Origin of the sequence: Bacillus methanolicus (assembly GCF_028888695.1) — a bacterium.
Lineage (GTDB): Bacteria > Bacillota > Bacilli > Bacillales > Cytobacillaceae > Bacillus_Z > Bacillus_Z methanolicus_B.
This window is the reverse complement of the sequence record NZ_PNFF01000002.1, coordinates 240,488-260,670: the sequence shown is the minus strand read 5'-3', so window position 1 is coordinate 260,670 and position 20,183 is coordinate 240,488. Positions and strand designations below refer to the sequence as shown.

21 protein-coding genes and 1 pseudogene are annotated in these 20,183 nt (G+C 37.9%); 18 read left to right on the top strand and 4 right to left on the bottom strand.

Going from position 1 to position 20,183, the window contains the following annotated elements; all coding sequences use genetic code 11:
• Positions 1 to 170 precede the first annotated feature (170 nt).
• From C0966_RS12950 to C0966_RS12935, 4 genes and pseudogenes are all read left to right on the top strand, one after another.
• The gene (locus tag C0966_RS12950; RefSeq protein ID WP_274856832.1) at positions 171 to 1,142 is read left to right on the top strand and encodes a CapA family protein; all 972 of its coding nucleotides are present in this window, start codon (positions 171 to 173) and stop codon (positions 1,140 to 1,142) included.
• A 325-nt stretch (positions 1,143 to 1,467) separates the two neighbouring features.
• Positions 1,468 to 2,040 carry a hypothetical protein gene (locus tag C0966_RS12945; RefSeq protein WP_274856140.1) on the top strand — a complete coding sequence of 191 codons (573 nt, stop codon included), beginning with the start codon at positions 1,468 to 1,470 and terminating at the stop codon, positions 2,038 to 2,040.
• Positions 2,041 to 2,053: 13 nt separating this feature from the next.
• The gene (locus tag C0966_RS12940) at positions 2,054 to 2,254 is read left to right on the top strand and encodes a hypothetical protein (protein ID WP_274856138.1); all 201 of its coding nucleotides are present in this window, start codon (positions 2,054 to 2,056) and stop codon (positions 2,252 to 2,254) included.
• 1,151 nt (positions 2,255 to 3,405) lie between these two features.
• A pseudogene (locus C0966_RS12935) lies at positions 3,406 to 3,669 on the top strand (alpha-amylase); the annotation flags it as partial.
• A 68-nt stretch (positions 3,670 to 3,737) separates the two neighbouring features.
• Here the strand turns inward: C0966_RS12935 and C0966_RS12930 are convergent.
• Together C0966_RS12930 and C0966_RS12925 are read right to left on the bottom strand one after the other, a co-directional pair.
• Positions 3,738 to 4,673, bottom strand: a complete 936-nt coding sequence (locus C0966_RS12930; RefSeq protein WP_274856137.1) for a DUF3298 and DUF4163 domain-containing protein — start codon at positions 4,671 to 4,673, stop codon at positions 3,738 to 3,740.
• Between the two features lie 104 nt (positions 4,674 to 4,777).
• Entirely contained in the window at positions 4,778 to 5,581 is an 804-nt protein-coding gene (locus tag C0966_RS12925) for a hypothetical protein (protein ID WP_274856136.1), read from the bottom strand.
• A 325-nt stretch (positions 5,582 to 5,906) separates the two neighbouring features.
• Here C0966_RS12925 and C0966_RS12920 point away from each other — a divergent pair, with 325 nt between their 5' ends.
• Positions 5,907 to 6,389, top strand: coding sequence for a hypothetical protein (locus C0966_RS12920; protein ID WP_274856134.1), 483 nt, complete (start codon positions 5,907 to 5,909; stop codon positions 6,387 to 6,389).
• A 7-nt stretch (positions 6,390 to 6,396) separates the two neighbouring features.
• Positions 6,397 to 6,615, top strand: a complete 219-nt coding sequence (locus tag C0966_RS12915; RefSeq protein WP_274856133.1) for a hypothetical protein — start codon at positions 6,397 to 6,399, stop codon at positions 6,613 to 6,615.
• A gap of 166 nt (positions 6,616 to 6,781) precedes the next feature.
• Here the strand turns inward: C0966_RS12915 and C0966_RS12910 are convergent, their stop codons facing one another.
• Complete coding sequence (locus tag C0966_RS12910; protein ID WP_274856131.1) at positions 6,782 to 7,975, bottom strand: ISL3 family transposase; 1,194 nt, start codon at positions 7,973 to 7,975, stop codon at positions 6,782 to 6,784.
• Between the two features lie 271 nt (positions 7,976 to 8,246).
• On the opposite strand from C0966_RS12910, the gene C0966_RS12905 reads away from it, so the two are divergent.
• The 6 genes from C0966_RS12905 to C0966_RS12880 all read left to right on the top strand — a co-directional run bounded on the left by C0966_RS12905 (position 8,247) and on the right by C0966_RS12880 (position 14,444).
• A complete protein-coding gene (locus C0966_RS12905) occupies positions 8,247 to 9,590 on the top strand; it encodes a hypothetical protein (protein WP_274856130.1) in 1,344 nt (447 codons plus the stop codon).
• A gap of 15 nt (positions 9,591 to 9,605) precedes the next feature.
• Positions 9,606 to 9,800, top strand: a complete 195-nt coding sequence (locus C0966_RS12900; RefSeq protein ID WP_274856129.1) for a hypothetical protein — start codon at positions 9,606 to 9,608, stop codon at positions 9,798 to 9,800.
• Positions 9,797 to 10,348: a hypothetical protein gene (locus C0966_RS12895; RefSeq protein WP_274856126.1), complete on the top strand. Its 552-nt coding sequence runs from the start codon at positions 9,797 to 9,799 to the stop codon at positions 10,346 to 10,348. The genes C0966_RS12900 and C0966_RS12895 overlap by 4 nt, the downstream gene beginning before the upstream one ends.
• Entirely contained in the window at positions 10,345 to 11,907 is a 1,563-nt protein-coding gene (locus C0966_RS12890; protein ID WP_274856124.1) for an AAA family ATPase, read from the top strand. The genes C0966_RS12895 and C0966_RS12890 overlap by 4 nt, the downstream gene beginning before the upstream one ends.
• Before the next feature lie 252 nt (positions 11,908 to 12,159).
• Positions 12,160 to 13,131 carry a UDP-glucose 4-epimerase GalE gene (gene galE / locus C0966_RS12885; protein WP_274856123.1) on the top strand — a complete coding sequence of 324 codons (972 nt, stop codon included), beginning with the start codon at positions 12,160 to 12,162 and terminating at the stop codon, positions 13,129 to 13,131.
• 377 nt (positions 13,132 to 13,508) lie between these two features.
• Complete coding sequence (locus tag C0966_RS12880) at positions 13,509 to 14,444, top strand: LytR family transcriptional regulator (RefSeq protein ID WP_274856122.1); 936 nt, start codon at positions 13,509 to 13,511, stop codon at positions 14,442 to 14,444.
• A gap of 44 nt (positions 14,445 to 14,488) precedes the next feature.
• Here C0966_RS12880 and C0966_RS12875 read toward each other — a convergent pair whose 3' ends face one another.
• Complete coding sequence (locus tag C0966_RS12875; protein WP_274856121.1) at positions 14,489 to 15,298, bottom strand: SGNH/GDSL hydrolase family protein; 810 nt, start codon at positions 15,296 to 15,298, stop codon at positions 14,489 to 14,491.
• Positions 15,299 to 15,532: 234 nt separating this feature from the next.
• Here C0966_RS12875 and C0966_RS12870 point away from each other — a divergent pair, with 234 nt between their 5' ends.
• From C0966_RS12870 to C0966_RS12845, 6 genes are all read left to right on the top strand, one after another.
• Positions 15,533 to 16,273 carry a YveK family protein gene (locus tag C0966_RS12870; RefSeq protein ID WP_274856120.1) on the top strand — a complete coding sequence of 247 codons (741 nt, stop codon included), beginning with the start codon at positions 15,533 to 15,535 and terminating at the stop codon, positions 16,271 to 16,273.
• Positions 16,263 to 16,964 carry a CpsD/CapB family tyrosine-protein kinase gene (locus C0966_RS12865; protein ID WP_274856119.1) on the top strand — a complete coding sequence of 234 codons (702 nt, stop codon included), beginning with the start codon at positions 16,263 to 16,265 and terminating at the stop codon, positions 16,962 to 16,964. The genes C0966_RS12870 and C0966_RS12865 overlap by 11 nt, the downstream gene beginning before the upstream one ends.
• Before the next feature lie 91 nt (positions 16,965 to 17,055).
• Positions 17,056 to 17,826 carry a tyrosine-protein phosphatase gene (locus C0966_RS12860; protein ID WP_274856117.1) on the top strand — a complete coding sequence of 257 codons (771 nt, stop codon included), beginning with the start codon at positions 17,056 to 17,058 and terminating at the stop codon, positions 17,824 to 17,826.
• Between the two features lie 362 nt (positions 17,827 to 18,188).
• Positions 18,189 to 19,076, top strand: coding sequence for a UTP--glucose-1-phosphate uridylyltransferase GalU (gene galU / locus C0966_RS12855; RefSeq protein ID WP_274856115.1), 888 nt, complete (start codon positions 18,189 to 18,191; stop codon positions 19,074 to 19,076).
• A gap of 63 nt (positions 19,077 to 19,139) precedes the next feature.
• Positions 19,140 to 19,793 carry a sugar transferase gene (locus tag C0966_RS12850; RefSeq protein ID WP_274856831.1) on the top strand — a complete coding sequence of 218 codons (654 nt, stop codon included), beginning with the start codon at positions 19,140 to 19,142 and terminating at the stop codon, positions 19,791 to 19,793.
• A gap of 73 nt (positions 19,794 to 19,866) precedes the next feature.
• Complete coding sequence (locus C0966_RS12845) at positions 19,867 to 20,169, top strand: UDP binding domain-containing protein (protein WP_274856114.1); 303 nt, start codon at positions 19,867 to 19,869, stop codon at positions 20,167 to 20,169.
• The last annotated feature ends 14 nt before the right edge of the window (positions 20,170 to 20,183 follow it).

The following is a 20,183-nucleotide window of genomic DNA, read 5'->3' as shown; positions in this document are numbered from 1 at the left end:
ACCAGATTAAAGATAATAAGTTACACATAGTGCGTAAAGTGAAAAAAGGACAAGAATTCAGAGTCTATTTTGATAGATACCGGCAAGGGGTTGGCAGATTATACGGCCTAGGCAACGGGATTTATGTGCCGCAATCCAGTGCGATCAAATATGAAACGGTTCCCAAAACGATGATTGAGCAATTAAAGCGTGAACAGCAGACGACAAGTATTACATTAAGCGCCGCAGGAGATGTAACGCTTGGACGTGATGAAAATTACGGATATGTAAATTCTTTTGATGATGAAGCAAAAAGAAACGGTATTCGCTTTTTTTCAAAAAATATAGAACCGATTTTTAAAAACGACGATTTTACGACTGTTAACTTAGAAACAACCTTAACAACCTCAACGCGAAAGGCGGAGAAAACATTTCGGTTTCGCGGTCATCCATCGTACGCAAAAATTTTAACATTGTCGGGGATTGAGGCCGTCAATTTGGCGAATAACCATACGTATGACTATTTGCAAAAAGGATATGAAGACACGATTGCAAACTTAAAAAGGGAAGGCATCGGTTATTTTGATGACAAACATCAGCTGTTGACAACAGTAAAAGGGGTCAAAATCGGTGCAGTTGGCTACAAAGGATGGGTTGATAATAGTCAGGTTCGCAAGCAAATTCTCAATGATATTCGCTCACTGCGGAAAAAAGGAGCAAAAATTGTTCTTGTTCATTTCCATTGGGGCGATGAAAGAAGTTATATTCCTAATAAAACCCAAAAATCATTAGGGCGTTTTGCGATCGATAGCGGAGCGGATTTAGTTGTTGGACACCATCCGCACGTTGTCCAAGGGATAGAAGAATATAAAGGCAAATTTATTGTCTATAGTTTAGGGAATTTTATGTTTGGAGGCAATAAAAATCCGGCTGATAAAGATACTTTCATCTTTCAGCAAACTTTTTATGTTCAAAATGGCCAACTAACGCCTCGAAAAGAGATTCATATTATTCCATGCCGCATTTCATCTGTCACAACAAGAAATAACTATCAGCCAACTCCGCTAGCAGGAAGAGAAGCAAAAAGGGTGAAAACGAAAATACTCGATTTGTCTGCAAAAATAAAAAAACCGACATGGAGCGTATACGAAAAAAACGATTAAAAAATACAGACAGGTATAAAGTTGCAATATTTTAATATTAACTGAGATATAGTGCGATAAATGATCAGCTGAATGGATAAAGTGAGTATATTGTATCCAAACGAATAAGCGATAATAAGAAAGAAGCAAGAGCAAAGCGGCTCCTTAGGTGAGCTGCTGCTTTCTTTTTTTCGAAGGTTTGTACTAAATGGGGAAAAACACAAAGCTTCGTTCTTTTTTGATGTATCGTAAAGTAAGTGTTTGCGTATAATATTAAAAATCAATCTGCCGACTTGAATGTGCTATAATTAAAATATAGATCACGACTTGTCGGAGGAGTAAAAAGTTGGATATAGTACTTGATGAAATAAAGAATAGAATACATGCTGAAGGCATCGATCTACAACTCACCAAAGAGATGGATGTTATCATTGATAGAATCACACCATGTTTAGAACATCGTGAATCAGGAGAAATATATCCAACAGAAGTTAATGAAGCAACAAAAGAAGATTTGAAACAGATTGGTCCGGAATTCGGCTGGAATAACTTTGATTGGGTGATGTATCTCAAGCATCCTTCGTGTGAACTGAAAAAGTTGACCATTAAAGGTGATGACCGAATACAAGGATTGATTGCATACGAGGTTAAACAGGGATGGGTAAATATTCACCTGGTTGAAAGTGCACCATGGAACATAAAAAGTAAAGAGTTTTTAGGAGTAGGTCCACACCTATTCGCTATCGCTTGTAAAAGAAGCTTTGAGCTAGGGTTTGATGGCTACGTAACATTTGTCTCAAAGTCAAAGCTTGTGGAGCATTACCAAAAAACATTGAATGCAAAGATCCTGAACCCAAGAATACGACAAATGGTTTTGGATACAGAAGCATCGAAGCAGTTGGTTTCAACCTATTATTGAGGAGGGATCAACCATGAGAATCAAAAAACTAAGTAGAGAACGAATCGTTAAGCTGGAAAAAGCAGTAGAAGATGGTGTGTACGTTGCTCCAGAAAGGATGTTAAAAAGACAAGATTTTGTAACAAAAAAACTAATTGAGCAAATGAAAAGAAGTAAACATTCATATTCCGTGCCTATCACCATCCGAAATTATGAAAGAGATAATCAATCTTGAATACCAAGGTTGCAGATGATTTTTTGAAATTATCAAAACAATTTGCAATAGAACAGAAAAATTAGGATGTACGTCTGTGCATTGAGGTCCCAAAAGTAGACAGTATTAAATCTAATCGGAAGGAATCAGAGTTAAAACAGCTCTTGTTCCTTTTCTTATATGAGCCCTTGTTTGAATATATGAGCTTTCATTTCGAAAAATGAGCCGTCGTTAGAATAAATGAGCCTTTATTTTGATATATGAGCCCTCGTTTGAATAAATGAGCTTTCATTTCAAAATATGAGCCGTCGTTAGAATAAATGAGCCTTCATTTCGAAAAATGAGCCCTCGTTTGAATATATGAGCCTTCATTTCAAAATATAAGCCTTCGTTTAGATATATGAGCCGCCACTTCATCTTATGATCCTTCATTCTGATATATAAGCCTTCACTCCCATTTATAAGCTTTCCCTCCATATTTTAATAGAGAAGTAAGTCTGATAACTTTCCCAAAAGGACCCATCCTTTATTCCTGTTTTTAAATGAAAAGCAGGAGTATCATCCAATCCCAAGAATATCAAAATATGAAGGAGGGAAGATAGATGAAAAAATCTAAGCTTTTTCAATTCGTCTTGTTGTCAGCCGTTGTCAGTTTTTTCACAATAATGCCGTTCACAGAGAAAGCTTTTGCGAGTGGATATGACAGTTACATGCCTGACACAACAAAAGTATTACAGTATTCTCATTCGGAAGGATCCAGTATCCAGGAATTTAGCCATGTCAAAGACGGGAAGCACATATGGAATGTTGTCTACGAGTATGACCATTATCAATATTACAAAAAGTATTACAAAGAGGATAAAACAGGTCTTATAATCGGAAACCCTGATTATGAAAAATTCTCTTTCAAGCATCTAGTATATCCAGTAAAGATAGGAACAACTTGGTCGTATACGAATTATGAGGGGAAGAAAATTACTTCCAAAATTACTTCCGTAACAAAAACGATAAAAACAAGAGCAGGGACATTTAAAAATGTCGTGGAAGTAAAAGATAGTGATGGTACGTATCGTTACTATGCAAAAAATGTCGGTTTGATCAAGTTTTATCGACCTAATGTGGTACATGATCCTGATTTTATAGAATTAACTTCAATTAAGCCTAAAATCATTGTAATGTGGGGAAATTCGGAATTAAAGAGAGGGCAAATCGGAAGAATCACCGTTCAGAAGCCTATTAATTTGTGGAAGAGAGACAGATATAATAAGCTGCAGTTTGTAAGAATCTTAAAGCCGGGCGAGCAATACCGCGTCTATACGTATGACAAACTTTACGGCGGGCAATACGGCTTGGGTGGAGGCTACTACGTCACAAAAATGCCGACCCACATAAAATACGAAACACCATCCAAACAACTGCTGAACAAACTAAAATAGTGATAAGGGGTCTGGCCCTCACCACATTAACGCTTTAAAGCGGTGAGGGCCAGACCCCTCATTAATGCTTATTTAAATACAGAATATGGAATTTTGACTTCAGGCATTCCCGCTGCATAAGGAGCCACTTCATATTCGAAAAACTTGATGACAATACCATTCGATGTGAAATAGAATGGGCGATCGTTGTTGATCTTCATATCATGTAAGAACTCTTTGAATACCATTTCCCCGCGGTTTGCGCGGTTAGTTAAATCGGTAATCGCGTATTTTTTAATCTTATTCAAAGCTGTCTGAGATTTTGCGACGTTGCCTAGTTTTAATTGCTGTCCTGTTAACACATTAAAGTTGTAGGATGTTACGTCTGTCATCCCATGAACACCGCCTGTATACATGTAATCGTAAATTAAAATGCTTAACAGATTGTTTTCATTGTATTTGATTTCATATGACATATTGTATTCAAAGTTATACCAAAATTCATAATCGTTTTCTGGATCATAATATTCTTCGCGGAGTTCTTTCTCCTGCTTTTCTAATTCAACAAGTCCATTGTAAGATGCGCGGACATGTTTTTTAATAGTTTCATTGATTTTATTTTGAGCAGATTTGCTAATTAAGCCTGACACTTGAGGATAATCAATTGTATTTTGATATCTATGCTTCGTGATTTTTACCCCCAATGCTTGTATTTTTTCTTTTGATGGGGTTTGATATTTGATCCGGTTGTCACGGTCAATAAATTTTCCGCCGCCAAGACCGAGTTTTCCCGGAAGAAATTGATAAATACGGTATACTTCACCCGGTTTTAATTTTCGTAAAACTTTCTTTTTCGTACCATTCAGTTGATAAAGCTCTGTTTGTTTTAAAATGGTTACTTTGCCGATTTGCCCTTTCTTTAATTCCATGCCGTCCCATATTACTTTTGCGGATGTTTCATGAGGAAAGAAACTGCTGAACATCAACGCAAAACAGACGGCTGCACCTAAAATCCATTTTTTCACTGAAATACCTCCTAATTTTATACGAAAAAAATTTCACCATATTGGTATTCTAGCAATCTAATGGATTAAACAATGATTTTAATATCCCAACAGAAAACCACTTTTTAATACAATTTGTATAACTCATATATTATTTTCCCTTTATCTATAACACGAATAAGTCCAATACCTTCAGCATAATAATAGACATAACCAAAAGAACTTTTAATCTCAATAACATTTGTAAATGTTCCTGCAGGTGTTTTTATAGTTTTTGATAAAGATGTAACTGTAAACTTTTCTACAGGATCACCTTCGTATACGAAAAATTCCCATTTTTTGTTAAGGGTTAAAGGTAAAGGGATTTCTAATATTATTTCTGATTCCTGAACTCCAAAAGCCATACGCGATTTATCTTCATAATAAGCAACATAATCTTTTTCTCCGTTTTCTCTCGAAACTGTCCAAAGGTCCCATCTATCAGAATCTGTTCCTGTATAGCGCCAAGTATCTTTAGCTTGGTCATCATAATTGTAATACACATAAGTCTTTTTAGGGTTTAACTTTAATCCTTTCGTAACAACTCTCAGTTTTGATAACATTTGCTTTGATGGAGTTTGATACTTGACTGCAGAAGATTTCTTTATGTATCTGTTCCCGCCTACGCCGTATAAATTATTTTTAAAAGTATATACACCTATTTCCTGGCCTTTTTTTGCTTTTGCTGCAACGGTTAAATTTCCATTTTTCCCTTTAGAATAGATGTTTGTATCCTGTAAAATGATCAGCTTGCCAATCATTCCTTTTTTTAAATACATCTTTCCCCATTTAACTCGGTCAATACTTGAAGCATCCACCGTAGTATTCATGGGGGCAAATACAACTACCAATGCCAGTATGAGTGCTATTAATCTAGCTGCTTTCTTCATTTTGATCATCCTCCCTTTTTATGTGAAAAATAATCGCCTGAAAATTTTACCATATATAAGACTATAATACCTATAAAAATTTTTCGACAATATGTTATTTTTCAAGATAATAGGAGCTATTTAATTGTAGAAAAATGTAAATTTTTTTGTAAAATTAATTCCAAACGCTGGCTTATTATAGTAAAATTTCCATATCTACCATACATGATTAAATATTACCATATAGTAATTTATTGGGAGGTGAAGTAGACATTTCAAGTAAATGTTTGCCCAAAAGAAACTCTAAATGCTTTATTGCCATAATTGCGATGAGAGGAGGAAAAAAATGCGGCGGCCGATTATTAATACGAACGTGAATCAAAAGGTAAACTTGAGCGTAACTCCTTCACAAGTTTCCCGTACAACGGTGGAGTTAACAGGTTTGGCATTAGAAAAGCGTTTACGGCAAAAACGTTCGGAAGCCTATGTAAATGCTGTAACAAAGCTGGATGCAGGCGGGGTAACTTGCAGCCATGCTCAAATTGAAGAGTTGAAACAAGCGATACAAAGCGAATTTCCTGAATTAACACCTTACCAATACCCGATCGGGATCATTGCGAAATGTTATTTAGGAAATCCATATGAGGTTCATACGTTAGATGTGAAGTTGGATATTGTCCAGCATTATAAAAGAGGCGAGGCTCTTCCGCCGCAAATGGATCGCGCGAGAAGTATAGCGCTGCATCCTGGTTATGCGTTTATCGAAGTATATACTGACACACTAAGGGCTGTTACAAAAAACGGTGATGTTGCAGTAATTCAGGGGTGAAGAAAAGATGTCATCAGAACGTATTATACATCAGGCTGATTTAAGCAGAATTGAAGCAAGTCTTCGTTCATTAGAAAATGGAGTAGCATACGTATCCGATCAAGTGAATGCAGTACATAGTGAAGTGATTGATACAAGAGCAAATTTAGATGCTCTCATCAGGGAATTTCATGAATTTGTTCGAAAAGACCAATTAGAAAAAAAGTCTCTTCACCATATTCTGTGATGTCCACACAATTCCTGAAATAAGTTAGCAAGATTGGTACTCAATCTATAGTAACCCCTTCGTCAGCTTAGTGACCACTTAGTTGGTAGAAAGGAAGCTGTCAAGTGCTTTCCTTGACGGCTTCCTTTCTACCAACTACACTGTGGAAAGCTGATGAAGGACAAGGTCAGGCAGCCTGATTTTTATAAGTTTTACCTGTACATTCTAAAAATACACGGAGTCTAAATCTGTCTAAATTCCTAAAACCAAATGCACGTCTTTTGATATTCTTGATTTTATTGTTTGTGCCTTCAATCCGGCCATTTGTAAAGGGTGTAAGAAAGTATTGCAAAATTTGTGCTTTCCAATTTTCTAAGGTCTTGGCTACTTGATGGAATGACGGAAATGGGCTGCTCCATGCAAGTTGGATCCATTCTTCCAAGAGTGAATCAGCTGTATCAAAGTCCGGTGCTTGGTAAACTTCTCTAAATAGCTCTTTTAGAAAATAGGCATATGACAACTCTAGGTGCTCTTCGAGCATTTCGTCTAATTGTTGTTTTTCATTAGCCGTTAGCTTTTCAGAACCTTTCAAGAGCTTAAACCGTTCTTTTTTCAGGCCAGGAATATTCTTCCTTACTTGATCAAGTGCTTGGGTAACTTTTTGCACTACATGATACTTATCAATGACGATACAGGTCTCTGGAAATACGGATTTAACAGCTTTATGAAAGGGATCCCACATATCCATGACAACGGTTTGAACACACTTATTAGCCAGGATCTCCTTGGAGAGTAAGGTTAGAGTAGAATCATAACTACGTTGATGTTCCATACCAAGAACACTGCCAGATTGGGCATCCATTAGAACGGTTTCATATCGGTGACCCTTTCGAACAGCGACTTCATCAAGGCTAAGGACTAGTTCATTGTTTTCTAAAGCACTATCAAGATGTTCTAAATGCTCCATTTCTTTTTCTTTAGCGATGGAATAAAAAATTCTTTCTACTGTCGTATAAGGAACTTTTTCCTTTCGACTTACTTCTTGAATAGTGGATCCATTGCACATTTGATACAGATATTCTCTGTATCGATTGGTCTGATGTTTTTTAGGGCTAATCGATTCAAATGTTTGGGAAAATACCTCATTACAGTTGTGACAACGGTATCTGTTCACTCTGACAAATAAGAAAAGGGGTTTGCCTAATATAGATAGATCACGAACTTTTCTTGTCCGCCAGTCGTGGACATTACTGGTAAAAAAGCCGCAAAAAGTACAACGTTCTTCCATCGTATTTTTCTCAACATGTAACAGATTGCAATCTTCAAGAAATACTTGTTTAACAACTTCAAACTCTGGCAAATCTAGTGATACAGAAAACACTTACAGAACCTCCTGTTATGTTAAGTAGGCGCTAACATTATTGCCAGGAATCTGTGAGTGTTTTCATTTTTATTAGTTAAATCACAAAATGTGGTGATGAATCGAAAAAAATGTCCAGCTGGCTGAAACGAGAATTGTAAAGGTTCGCCAAGAACTTGAAACGAAATTTGTTCATTACGCGGAAATACGACGTCGCGTAACGGGAATTCTTCAAGCAGTTGACGTAAGCCTTGTAAAAAAAGAAACGATTGAGAACACAACGGAAGAGCATATGCTGGCTGCTCCCCGCTACTGGTTGGCTCCGTGTTTAATCGCGCTTTCCGCTTGGCTGAACGATAATAAAGAATTGGCTGAAAAAGCAATGCTTGAGGCTCTTCGCCGTGATGATGAAAAAACGTCCTTATTCTTTGCGCTGGTGACTCGCCGCGGCGCAAGATACAAAGCAAGCAGAGAATGGCTTGAACGCTATTTCGGCTTGCAAGATCCACATAGTTTAGAAAGAGAGATTGTTATTTTAATAGATGGCTTTACAAATGGAATCTTCGGTCCTGATGCCCGGATGAAATGCGGAAAGAAAATCGAGTCTTGGATAGAGGAGTTATCTCAAAAGGTTGGCTTTGTGGAAGAGCAGCATCATCAATGGAAGGTTGCGCTCGAGTCGAAATTGCAAAAATTAAACGATCAATCGTATCCGTATCTGAAAGAATACAGCCCGACATGGCCGAAATTAGAGGAGAGTCTTGAAGGAGCGAAGCTTCATAAAATTATTTACGACTATTTTAACGATATTTTTTCAAAAGAGATTACGCCGGAAAAAAGCATTGCCTATGCAGTAGATGCTTTACTTGACACGCTCGTTTCGAAATTTGATGATGAAGAGCTTCCTCTTCGCAGAGATGAGAGACTATTATCATTAATTATTCAAGAAAATGGAGATCGTGATCGAGCACAAAAGCTGTTTGACGATGAGAAAACACTGGAGGAACGGGTTTCCTTTACGCAGCTTTTAACAAATTTTGCTATGCATCCGGAGGTCTCAAACGCTTCACTGGCAACACAAAAGTTTTCCATTGCGTTATCAAAAGAATGGATTAAAAGCGCTCATGATGATATAACAGCTGAAAACCGTGCGGGCGTTCCTGTTGATGTAGAACTTGAAATTGATCAATGGACGGGAGTCACACAAGATGGATCCAATGAACAAGAATTAATTCAATCACTTGAAAGTCATTTTGAAGAACGGAAAGAACAGGCCATAAACCAAGTGAAGCTGACATTGAAGCATTGGGCTTCTTTAGCAGGCGGTATTTTATTTACGCTCATGGGCTTTAGTGCGCCATTTCTATTTGTATTTGCAATCTTTTGCTTTGTCTACTTCTATTTGGGGAAAAAGAATCTTCAAAAAAGAAAAGATCAAATCATTCAAGAATTTGCAAACTTATCAGAGCAGTGCAAGCAAATTTTACGTGCATCCTTAGCGGAGTTGGTTGATTGGAGAAAAGAGTATGCACAAGAGGATAAGAATGCAGCTCTCGTTACAAATCTATTAGAATCCATTACACCTGAGCAATATACATTCTCAAGTTATGATACAGCACGATCCGTTGTGAACTAAGGGGGAGTAAAAACGATGAGTCATCCGGAAAACCAAGCGGGTCTATTAAATCGAAACAAATCAAAAGAGAATAGAGAAAGTGCCTTTCTAAAAGTCCTTGAAGAAGTTGAAAAAGAAACAACAAACAGCGCGCTTGCGACACAATTTCCCGAGTGGGATTTAAAGCCGCCGGCTGCGCTTGTAAAAAGAAGGAGTACGAAATTGCTATGAGCATACCGACTACCTATGCCGAGTGGGTTGATTGCTTTGAACAATTAAAAGAGGGAACGAAGGATGAGGAGACCATACGATTCATGGAACAAGGGAGTATCGAATGGACGATAGGTGTTGCGGAGCGGCTTACGCAGCGCCTTTATGAAACAATCGATTTCCGTCTTCGTCAAATAGCCGATCAGCTTCAGAAGGAACTAAACCATTGGAATGGTGATGAAACGGCTCTTGTTAAAGCGATTTTATCGGCGCGCAGGCGGTTGGCAGTTTTAAAACGTGTTGCGCATTTGCCTGCTTTTCCTGAACAAGTAAGAGAGTCGATGCATAATATTTTGCATGAATATGCGAAAAGCACGCAGGAATCACTGGAGGACAGTTCAAAAATAGATCGAACAGGGCGGTTGCGAATGCTTATAAGAAATAATCCGATCACACAATTCGATCAAGTCGAGAATGTATTTGGTTCTTCGATCAGCACAATCCAAACGGATGAAAACACCACTATAAAGGGACCAAAATCTACTAGAAGAAGGGTTATATTGCCATGAATGATTTAAAAAGCTGTTTAAGTACGTTAGAGAGATATTTAAAAGCAAGAATTCCTTTTATTTCGATTCGAACTTCCGAACGTTCAAGAGCTTTGGATGTTGCAGGACAGATCGCACATAAGCTTTCAATTCCGGTGTTTTTTCATACGATTTCTCAAGGAACGAGAGATATTATTTCCAACCGCCTTGTCAATGACGACCGCTCCATTATGGGGGGAATTGATTTTGCAAGCCAAAAGATTAGTCAACAACAAAATTTAACGTTTATTTTCACAGAGGTCCAAGATATTGAGGACGATACACCGACGGCGAGACAATTTCAAGATCTCGCAATGATGGCAACAGAAACAGGCGGAAGCATTATTGTTATAACCAATAAACCTGTTTGGGGTCCTTTGCAGCGCCTCGGAATGTCGATTACGTTGGCTCCGCCGAATGAAGACGAAATGTTAATGATCATTCGGGATCAAATTTCACCATATCGAGGAGAAATCCCGATTGAGTGGGGTGAAGAGGAAGAAAAACAGGCTGCTGCCATCTTAGCCGGTATCAGCCAAATTGAAGCAGAAAACGTCATTGCTACACTTTTAGCAAATGGATCAATTAAAAATGAAGACTTAAAAGAGCTTATGCACGCGAAGGATCGTATTTTTGCTGATATTTCAGGTATTGAGAGAGTTCAAGTTCGCGACGATTATCAAGTGGGCGGTTTAGAAGGTTTGAAGCGCTGGCTGGAAGCCAATGAAAAACTGTTAACTGCAGACTTGCGCGAACGCGGGATTCGCCCTCCAAGAGGTATTTTATTAGTTGGTGTTCCCGGATGTGGAAAATCCTTATCCGCAAAAGCGATTGCTGCCCAATGGAATCTGCCGTTGTACCGGCTTGATCTTTCTACGATTCACGGCCAATATTTAGGACAAAGTGAAGCGAGATTAAAGGAAGCTTTAGCCACTGCTGATCATGTTGCGCCATGCGTGCTTTGGATTGATGAAATCGAAAAAGGATTAGCGGGTGCCGTTGGCGGCGGCGACGGCGGTACGTCCACGCGAATGGTCGGCCAATTTTTATATTGGCTCCAAGAAAGCCCTGCACGTGTATTTGTTGTTGCAACAGCGAATGATGTGTCAAAGCTTCCGCCGGAGCTTCTGCGAAGAGGGCGTTTTGATGAGTTGTTCTTTGTCGATTTACCGACACCGAAAGAACGCGAAGAAATCATCCGTATTTATATCAACAAAGGCTTGAAACGAGATGTGAGCCCAAGTCTTCTCGAGAAGCTGGTTCGCCTGTCTGATGGATTCGCCGGAGCAGATATAGAAGCTGCTGTAAGGGATGTTGTCAAACAAGCAGTGGTAAAAGGTGATGATTCCATTACAGACCAAACGTTTATTAAATTTTTTGAAAATGTTGTTCCTCTTTCGCAAACAAGTCCTGAGCAAATTGAACAAATTCGGGCATGGGGACGTGAACGGGCGGTTCCTGCCGGGAAGCCATTTGATGATACCCCGGTTGACAATGATCAATATCCAAGAAAGAAAGGACCGCGAACAGTTCTTGTATAGGTTTTTTAGAGGGGTCTGGCCCCAATTAAAGCAGGGGCCAGACGATCAATGCCGCCGGTTCATCTTCTCCTGTTTCTTTGTCTGGCCCCAATTAAAGTAGGGGCCAGACCCCTGCTTTTGATTTACTCAAGTTTGGAAGGGATAATCCGATAAGGGAATACATATATGTAGTGGATATTTATATTATAAATTTCGTAGAATGGGAAGGAGAACGGGGCGGTTTTCAAAAGGCCTTTGTTAGGAGGATTTTCTATGATTTTAGTAGTTGGCGGCGCCGGTTACATCGGCAGTCATTTAGTGAAAGAGTTAGTTGAAAAAGAGCAAGTCATCGTGCTTGATAACTTATCGACTGGCCATCGATATTTAGTCGATGAGTGTGCGGTGTTTATTCAAGGAGACTTAGGTAATCGAGCGGATCTTGATTCGATTTTTGAAAAATACCCGATTAAAGCAGTCATGCATTTTGCGGCAAACAGCTTAGTCGGCGAATCGGTGATTAATCCGCTCAAATATTATCGAAATAATGTTGCGGCCACGTTAACGCTACTGGAGACAATGCTGAAATTTAACGTGAAAAATTTCATCTTCTCATCAACAGCAGCGACGTATGGGATTCCGAATGTTGAAATGATAACAGAAGATTGCCCAACAAATCCAATTAATCCATACGGCCGTTCAAAATTAATGGTTGAACAAATTTTAGCAGATTTTGCGGCGGCATATGGTCTTAACTATGTCGTACTTCGTTATTTCAACGCAGCCGGAGCGCATGAGTCGGCGGAAATTGGCGAAGACCATAACCCGGAAACGCATTTAATTCCGATTGTTTTACAGCACTTGTCAGGCCGGCGCGAGAAAATCTCTGTCTTTGGTACAGATTATGATACTCCGGACGGGACATGCATTCGTGACTACATCCATGTCACCGACCTTGCTCGTGCACATATTCTCACGTTAGAAGCGCTGCTTGACGGCAAAAAGAAAACCGCGGTCTACAACCTCGGAAACGGTTTAGGCTATTCTGTTAAAGAAGTGATTGAAACGTGCGAAAGAGTTACAGGCCGTAAAGCCGTTATCGAATACACCGACCGCCGCCCGGGCGACCCGGCTCGCCTTGTCGCTTCATCGAAAAAAATTTACGAAGAACTTGGCTGGAAAGCGGAATATTCACTTGAAGAGATAATTGCAAGCGCATGGAAATGGCATAGTCGAAACGTCAAGTAAATCTGAAAGCCTCTTGCTGAACAAGTTTCAGCGGGAGGCTGAATTTTTTTAAAGATATGCGAGAAAAGATATTTCATTTTATTAATCAAACGTTTGATTAAATATTTAGGAAGGAGAGTAGCTAAACAAGAAATAATGCTAGAGGATTGAAATAAAAATCCTTAATAACGAATTGAAAAGAGCCCGGAAAGCCCCCTTCATCCTATACTATTATTTTTATGTCTTAGTTTACTTAACGATAATCCATACATTTTGTTAAATGAATAGTGCGAATTTCGTAGAATATTGTAAAAATATGTGTATTCAGATTGAGCAATATCTGTTATTCTTAAGATTGTTAGTTTTATTTTTTTGCAAAGCTTTGGAGGTTACCACTAATGAGGGCGGAAAAGAAAAAGAAAAAGAGAAAGAGAACATGGCTTCGTATCACAGGGGTTGTTCTTTTAATTTTGATATTGGGAGCAGGAGCCTATGGATACTCGGTCTATAAGTCGCTAACAGATGCAGTTGAAGCGATGCACCAGCCAATTGACCGGAAAAAATCTGAAAAACGCCAGGAACATGTTACATTAGCGAAAAAGCAACCATTCTCGGTTCTCATGTTAGGCGTCGATGAACGGGAAAGAGACCGGGGGCGGTCAGATACAATAATTGTTTTAACAGTGAATCCTAATCAAAACTCAGTAAAAATGTTAAGTATCCCGCGAGATACCCGAACGGAGATTGCCGGAAAAGGAACAGAAGATAAAATTAATCATGCATATGCGTTCGGCGGGGTCGAAATGTCAATATCGACAGTTGAAGACTTTCTGGACATTCCAATCGATTACTATATGCAGATTAATATGGAAGGCTTTAAAGATATCGTAGATGCTGTCGGCGGAGTAACCGTTAATAATGACCTGGACTTTACGTATGAAGGAGTCCATTTTCCGAAAGGAGAACTTACCTTAAACGGTGAAAAGGCTTTAAAGTATTCGCGGATGAGATATGATGATCCAAGGGGAGACTATGGCCGCCAATTAAGGCAGCGCCAAATCATTCAAGAAGTTATCAAAGAAGGTGCAAGTTTGTCGACCTTAACAAACTATGATGAAATTTTTAAAGCGCTGGGCAGCAATGTAAAAACGAACTTAACCTTTGATGAAATGGTTAAAATTCAAAAGAATTATAAAACTGCAGGCAATCAAATTGAACAAATGACGATTAGCGGCAATGGAACAAAAATAAATGGCGTTTATTATTTAATTGTCAGCGATGAAGAAAAACAAAGAGTCCAAAATGAATTAAAAAAACACTTAGAGTTGAATTAAGCTGTTTGGTGAATTGTCCAAACAGCTTCTCTCTTTATTTGTATTTATTGATTGATCAAATAATCTTCAACAACCTTTCCCCAAATCTTATGCCCTTCTTGATTTGGACCACTTTGATCTTCTAACAAGTATTTCTTGATTTCTTCAGTTGCCGGATCCGGCCAAGCCGCCCAGTGATCCAAATAAGGAATATTGTTTTGCTTTGTAAATTTTTTTAATTCTTCAACTTGTAGCGGATAATATTTTGCGTTAAATAACGGGTGTGGGGGCTGCAAAACAAAAGTTGTATCTGGATTGTTGGTTTTAACTTCTTTCATGATATTCATAATGTTATCCAATGTATCTTCTATTCGTACTATTCCATTATCATTTAATATAAATGGTTCAAAGAGAATCATATCGGCTTTTTCATCAATAAGTTCTTGTGTTTTATCTTGTTGTACGAACTCCAGGGAGTTAAGATTATACTCTTTAAAAGTAACTGAGATTGTTCCGCTGTATGCATCCATCAATTTCTTCTTTACCAGATTTGGCCACCCTCCGGAATCTGCCGCTAATGAAGCTGAACCAACAATTAAAATTTTATAAGGCCTGCCTTCTTTCAAAGCTTTTTTATATACCTCTAAACCTTCTTTTGGCCAGTTTTTTGCAAGTTTGATTAAATCTTCATTTAAAGCTTCTTTACCTTCCACTGAAGAAGAGGAATCATTGAGGCTTTTCGAATCAATTTTAGTTGTTTCTATATTGTTGCCATTCTTAGAAGATATGGCCGTTTTTTTATCCCAATGCAAGTTTCCGAGAATCAATACGATTGCACAAGCAATGGCTAGTATTGTAGTAAGAAAAACTCTCATGAATTGAACCCCCAAAAATTATACTATGCTAAGTAGACGGAAAATTTAAATGGGTCAGACAAATTTTTCCAATCATTAAAAAATACTACTAATTAACAGGAAAATAAGGTTAAATAAAAATAGAATACACAAAAAGACAATTTCATTAAAATTATGACAAGAAAAACAATAATTGACAACATATTATGATATAATAATTCATAGTTTTTTCATCTAAATGTTTGGGAGGACACAATGGAAGAGACAATAAGTTTAAGAGAATTATTTATGACACTTAGGAAGAGACTAAGTTTAATCTTAATTGTCACTTTAACGGCAGTCATGGTTAGTGGAGTTGTCAGTTATTTTTTCTTAACTCCGATTTATCAAGCCTCTACACAACTGCTAGTTAACCAAGCAAAAAACGAACAGGCTTTATACAATTTCAATGAAGTACAAACAAACTTGCAGTTAATTAATACTTATAATGTGATCATAAAAAGTCCGGCTATATTGGAATTAGTAGTTAAAGAGCTTCATTTGGACATGACTGCCGAAGAACTAAATGAAAAGATAAATGTCCAAAGTGAAAAGGATTCACAGGTCGTTAATATTTCCGTACAAGATCCTGATCCCCATCAGGCTGCTGAAATTGCAAACAAAACGGCTGAAATCTTTAAAAGAGAAATCGTTAAGATTATGAATGTAGATAACGTAAGCATTCTTGCGAAAGCTACTGTTAAAGATAACCAGGCTCCTGTTAAACCTAAGCCTATATTAAATATTGCAATTGCACTTGTTGTCGGTTTGATGACAGGTATAGGATTAGCATTTTTACTAGAATACTTGGATAACACAATTAAAACAGAGCAGGATATTGAAAAATTTTTGGAACTTCCAGTGCTCGGTGTCATTGCGACAATTGATGAGCAAGATGATTCAAGTACAAGATCGGAACGGAAGGCAAAAGTAAGAGGTGAGACAGTTGGCTTTTAAAAATAAGAAAAAAGCTCTTTTAGAACATAGACGTAAGTTAATTACTAAACTAAATCCTAAGTCACCTATATCGGAACAATACAGAACCATCCGAACGAACATCCAGTTTTCTTCTATTGATAAGGAAATCCGTTCATTAATCGTTACGTCTTCCGGACCTGCAGAGGGAAAATCTACTACAATTGCAAATTTAGCTGTCGTCTTTGCCCAACAGGGAAAAACCGTTCTCCTAATCGATGCGGATATGCGGAAACCAACTGTCCACTATACCTTTAATTTAACGAATACCTTTGGCCTGACAAATGTATTAACAAGACAAATGGATTTGATGGAAGCTGTTGTTGAATCTGATGAACAAAAACTATATGTTTTACCGAGCGGCCCAATCCCTCCAAACCCGGCAGAATTATTAGCATCAAAAGCGATGGTTGAGTTATTAGAAAGAGTTTATGAGGAATTTGATATAGTTCTGTTTGATACACCACCTGTTTTAGCAGTAACAGACGCGCAAATTCTGGCAAATCGTTGTGACGGGACAATCCTTGTCGTTTCAAGTGGAAAGACGGAGATTGAACAAGCAATAAAGGCGAAAGAAATGCTGCAGGCTGCAAATGCCAGAATCCTTGGTGTCGTACTAAATAATAAAAAAGTAAAAGGTAACCACTATTACTACTATTACGGCGGGAAATAAATTGCATTCGACAAAATTTCCCTATTTACAAACACTATGAATATGGTACTATTAAAAGGGAAATAAATGGGAAATATGTGGGGTGATTGTCATGATTGATATCCATTGTCATATATTGCCTGGAATTGATGATGGGGCAAGAAATTTAGAAGACAGTATTCAAATGGCTAAAACTGCTTTTAAAGAAGGGATTCGTACAATCATCGCAACACCTCACCATAACAACGGATTTTACGAAAATACGAAACTAGGAATTTTAGAAAAAGTGGAAGAACTAAATCTTATCTTAAAAAAAGAATCTATTCCGCTTCATGTGTTACCCGGACAAGAACCAAGAATATATGGAGAGATTTTGGAAGATTATAACCAGGATCTAATCTTGACTTTATGTAATAGAGGGAAGCATCTATTTGTAGAGCTTCCTTCTAATCATGTTCCCCGATATACAGAACAATTGTTGTTCGATATTCAAATGAATGGTTTAACACCTATTATCGTTCATCCGGAACGAAATCAAGAGATCATCGAACAACCGGACCTATTATACAACCTCGTGAAAAAAGGAGCCTTAACTCAGGTAACCGCTTCAAGTATAGTCGGCCACTTCGGGAAAAATATTAAAAAATTTTCAATGCAATTAATAGAAGCTAATTTAACCCACTTTATTGCTTCAGATGCTCATAATGTCACGAATCGAATATTTAAGATAAACGAAGCATTGGATGAAATCGAAAAAAAATATGGAGTAGATATGGTGTACTTATTTACAGAAAATGCCGAACTTCTAGTGCAAGGGAAAGCTGTCTACAAAGAAATTCCTGCAAGAGTGAAATCGAAAAAGTTTTTAGGTTTTTTTAAATAAGGGTATTTCCTATCATATACCAATTGTTGTCAGGATAATACCTGACCGGCGAGGCTTCCTGTCCGATATCCATGGAGGCACTCGGCCATGCTGTGGGTGAGGACGATGATAGTCCGTTCACCTTAGACGCAAGTCGTCGATGGTATGGCGTGAGGGCGGGTTAGATGCCCACTTCAAATTTAATTATTATATAAAACTAGGTGTCTATTATTTATTCGGATAATAGACACCTAGTTTTATATATTTTTAAAAAAAATTTTTTGATGAGGGATGCTAAAACTAGGTGTCTATAATGTATATCGGATAATAGAAACTTAGTTTTATATATTTTTAAAAGATTTTTTTAAATGAGGGATGTTTGGATGAAGAAGGTAAGAAAGGCGATTATCCCAGCAGCGGGTCTCGGAACAAGATTTTTACCGGCTACAAAAGCAATGCCGAAAGAAATGCTGCCAATCGTTGATAAACCGACGATTCAATACATAGTCGAAGAAGCGATCGAATCCGGTATTGAAGATATTATTATTGTTACTGGAAAAGGAAAACGCGCAATAGAAGACCATTTTGATCATGCATTTGAGTTAGAACAAAACTTAATGGAAAAAGGGAAGTTTGACCTATTAGAAAAAGTGAAAGAGCCTTCAAAGGTGGATATCCATTATATTCGTCAAAAAGAGCCAAAAGGGCTTGGACATGCCGTATGGTGCGCTCGCAATTTCATCGGAGACGAGCCGTTTGCAGTGCTACTTGGAGATGATATCGTACAAGCGGAGATACCATGCTTACGCCAGATGATTGACCAATACGAACAAACACTTAGTTCTGTTATCGGTGTACAAGTTGTTCCTGACAACCAAACGCATAGATATGGCATAATAGATCCGTTCGAACAACAAGGCCGACGACGCTACCAAGTGCGTCAATTCGTCGAAAAACCAGCACCAGGTACCGCGCCTTCTAACTTAGCGATTATGGGTCGATACATACTTACACCGGAAATCTTTATGTTTTTAGAAAACCAAGAAACAGGGGCCGACGGGGAAATTCAACTCACCGATGCGATTCAAAAGCTTAACGAAATTCAACGTGTTTTTGCCTACGAGTTTGAAGGAAAACGTTTTGACGTTGGGGAGAAGTTAGGGTTTATACAGACAACGATTGAGTTTGCGTTGCAGAATGAGGAATTGAGAGCGGATTTAATCAAATTTATGGAGCGGATATTGAATGAACAAAGAGTAGAAAAGAAGTAAAGGAGATGTGGGAATTTGGAGAAATCGAATACCGCGCAAGAAGCGGTCGTTTCTAATCAAAGAATAGAATACACTTCCTTTCAAAGTTTAGAAGATATATCTAAACTATACGCTATTACGAAAAGAGCAATGGACATTGTCGGAGCAATCATTGGACTTATTTTAACAAGTCCGCTTTTTTTGATTATCAGCATCTTCTATTTATTCGGTGACTCGAAAGGACCAATTTTCTTCAAACAAGTTCGTGTTGGAAAACACGGAGAGAAGTTTTATATCTACAAATTCCGTTCTATGATTGTGAATGCGGAAGAAAAACTAAAAGCAGATAAAGAGCTTTATCAAAAATATTTAAGAAATAATTACAAACTAGAACCGCATGAAGATCCCCGAATCACAAACTTAGGTCGCTTCTTGCGCAGGACAAGCCTAGATGAAATTCCTCAGCTTATCAATGTATTAAAAGGAGAAATGAGTTTAGTCGGACCCAGGCCAGTGGTTGAGGAAGAACTAAAAGAATATGGGAGGAAAGTTTCAAAGTTTTTATCAGTAAAGCCAGGAGTTACAGGCTATTGGCAAGTGAGCGGGAGAAGTGAGGTTGGTTATCCTGAAAGGGTAAATGTCGAATTGTTTTATGTATATAATCAATCATTATTTTTAGATATGGTTATTTTAGTAAAAACAGTGTTTATGGTTCTTCTAAGAAAAGGAGCATATTGATTTTAAAAAGATTAACAAATTTTATATAAACACGGGAAAGTATTAAAAGGTTCGAACATTCTTGTGTTAGGCGTTGTCTATAAAAAAAGATATCAATGATTACCGCGAGTTATCGGTATTGCCCATCCTAACGAAGGAAGGGGCAAACTGGACGGTTGTTGATCCACACGTGAAAGAGTTTAGGTGGAATGGGAAGTTAGTCAAAACAAAAGAATTACATGAGATAAAGATTGAAGAAGCGGATTTGGTGTTGATTACAACCAATCACAGTGCTTTTGATTTTGAAATGGTAGTGGAGAGGGCGAAAATGATTTTTGATCAAGAAATACAGTCAAGAAAGAGAACAACAACTATTAAAAACCGTAATCTATTATAATTGGGGTGGCAATT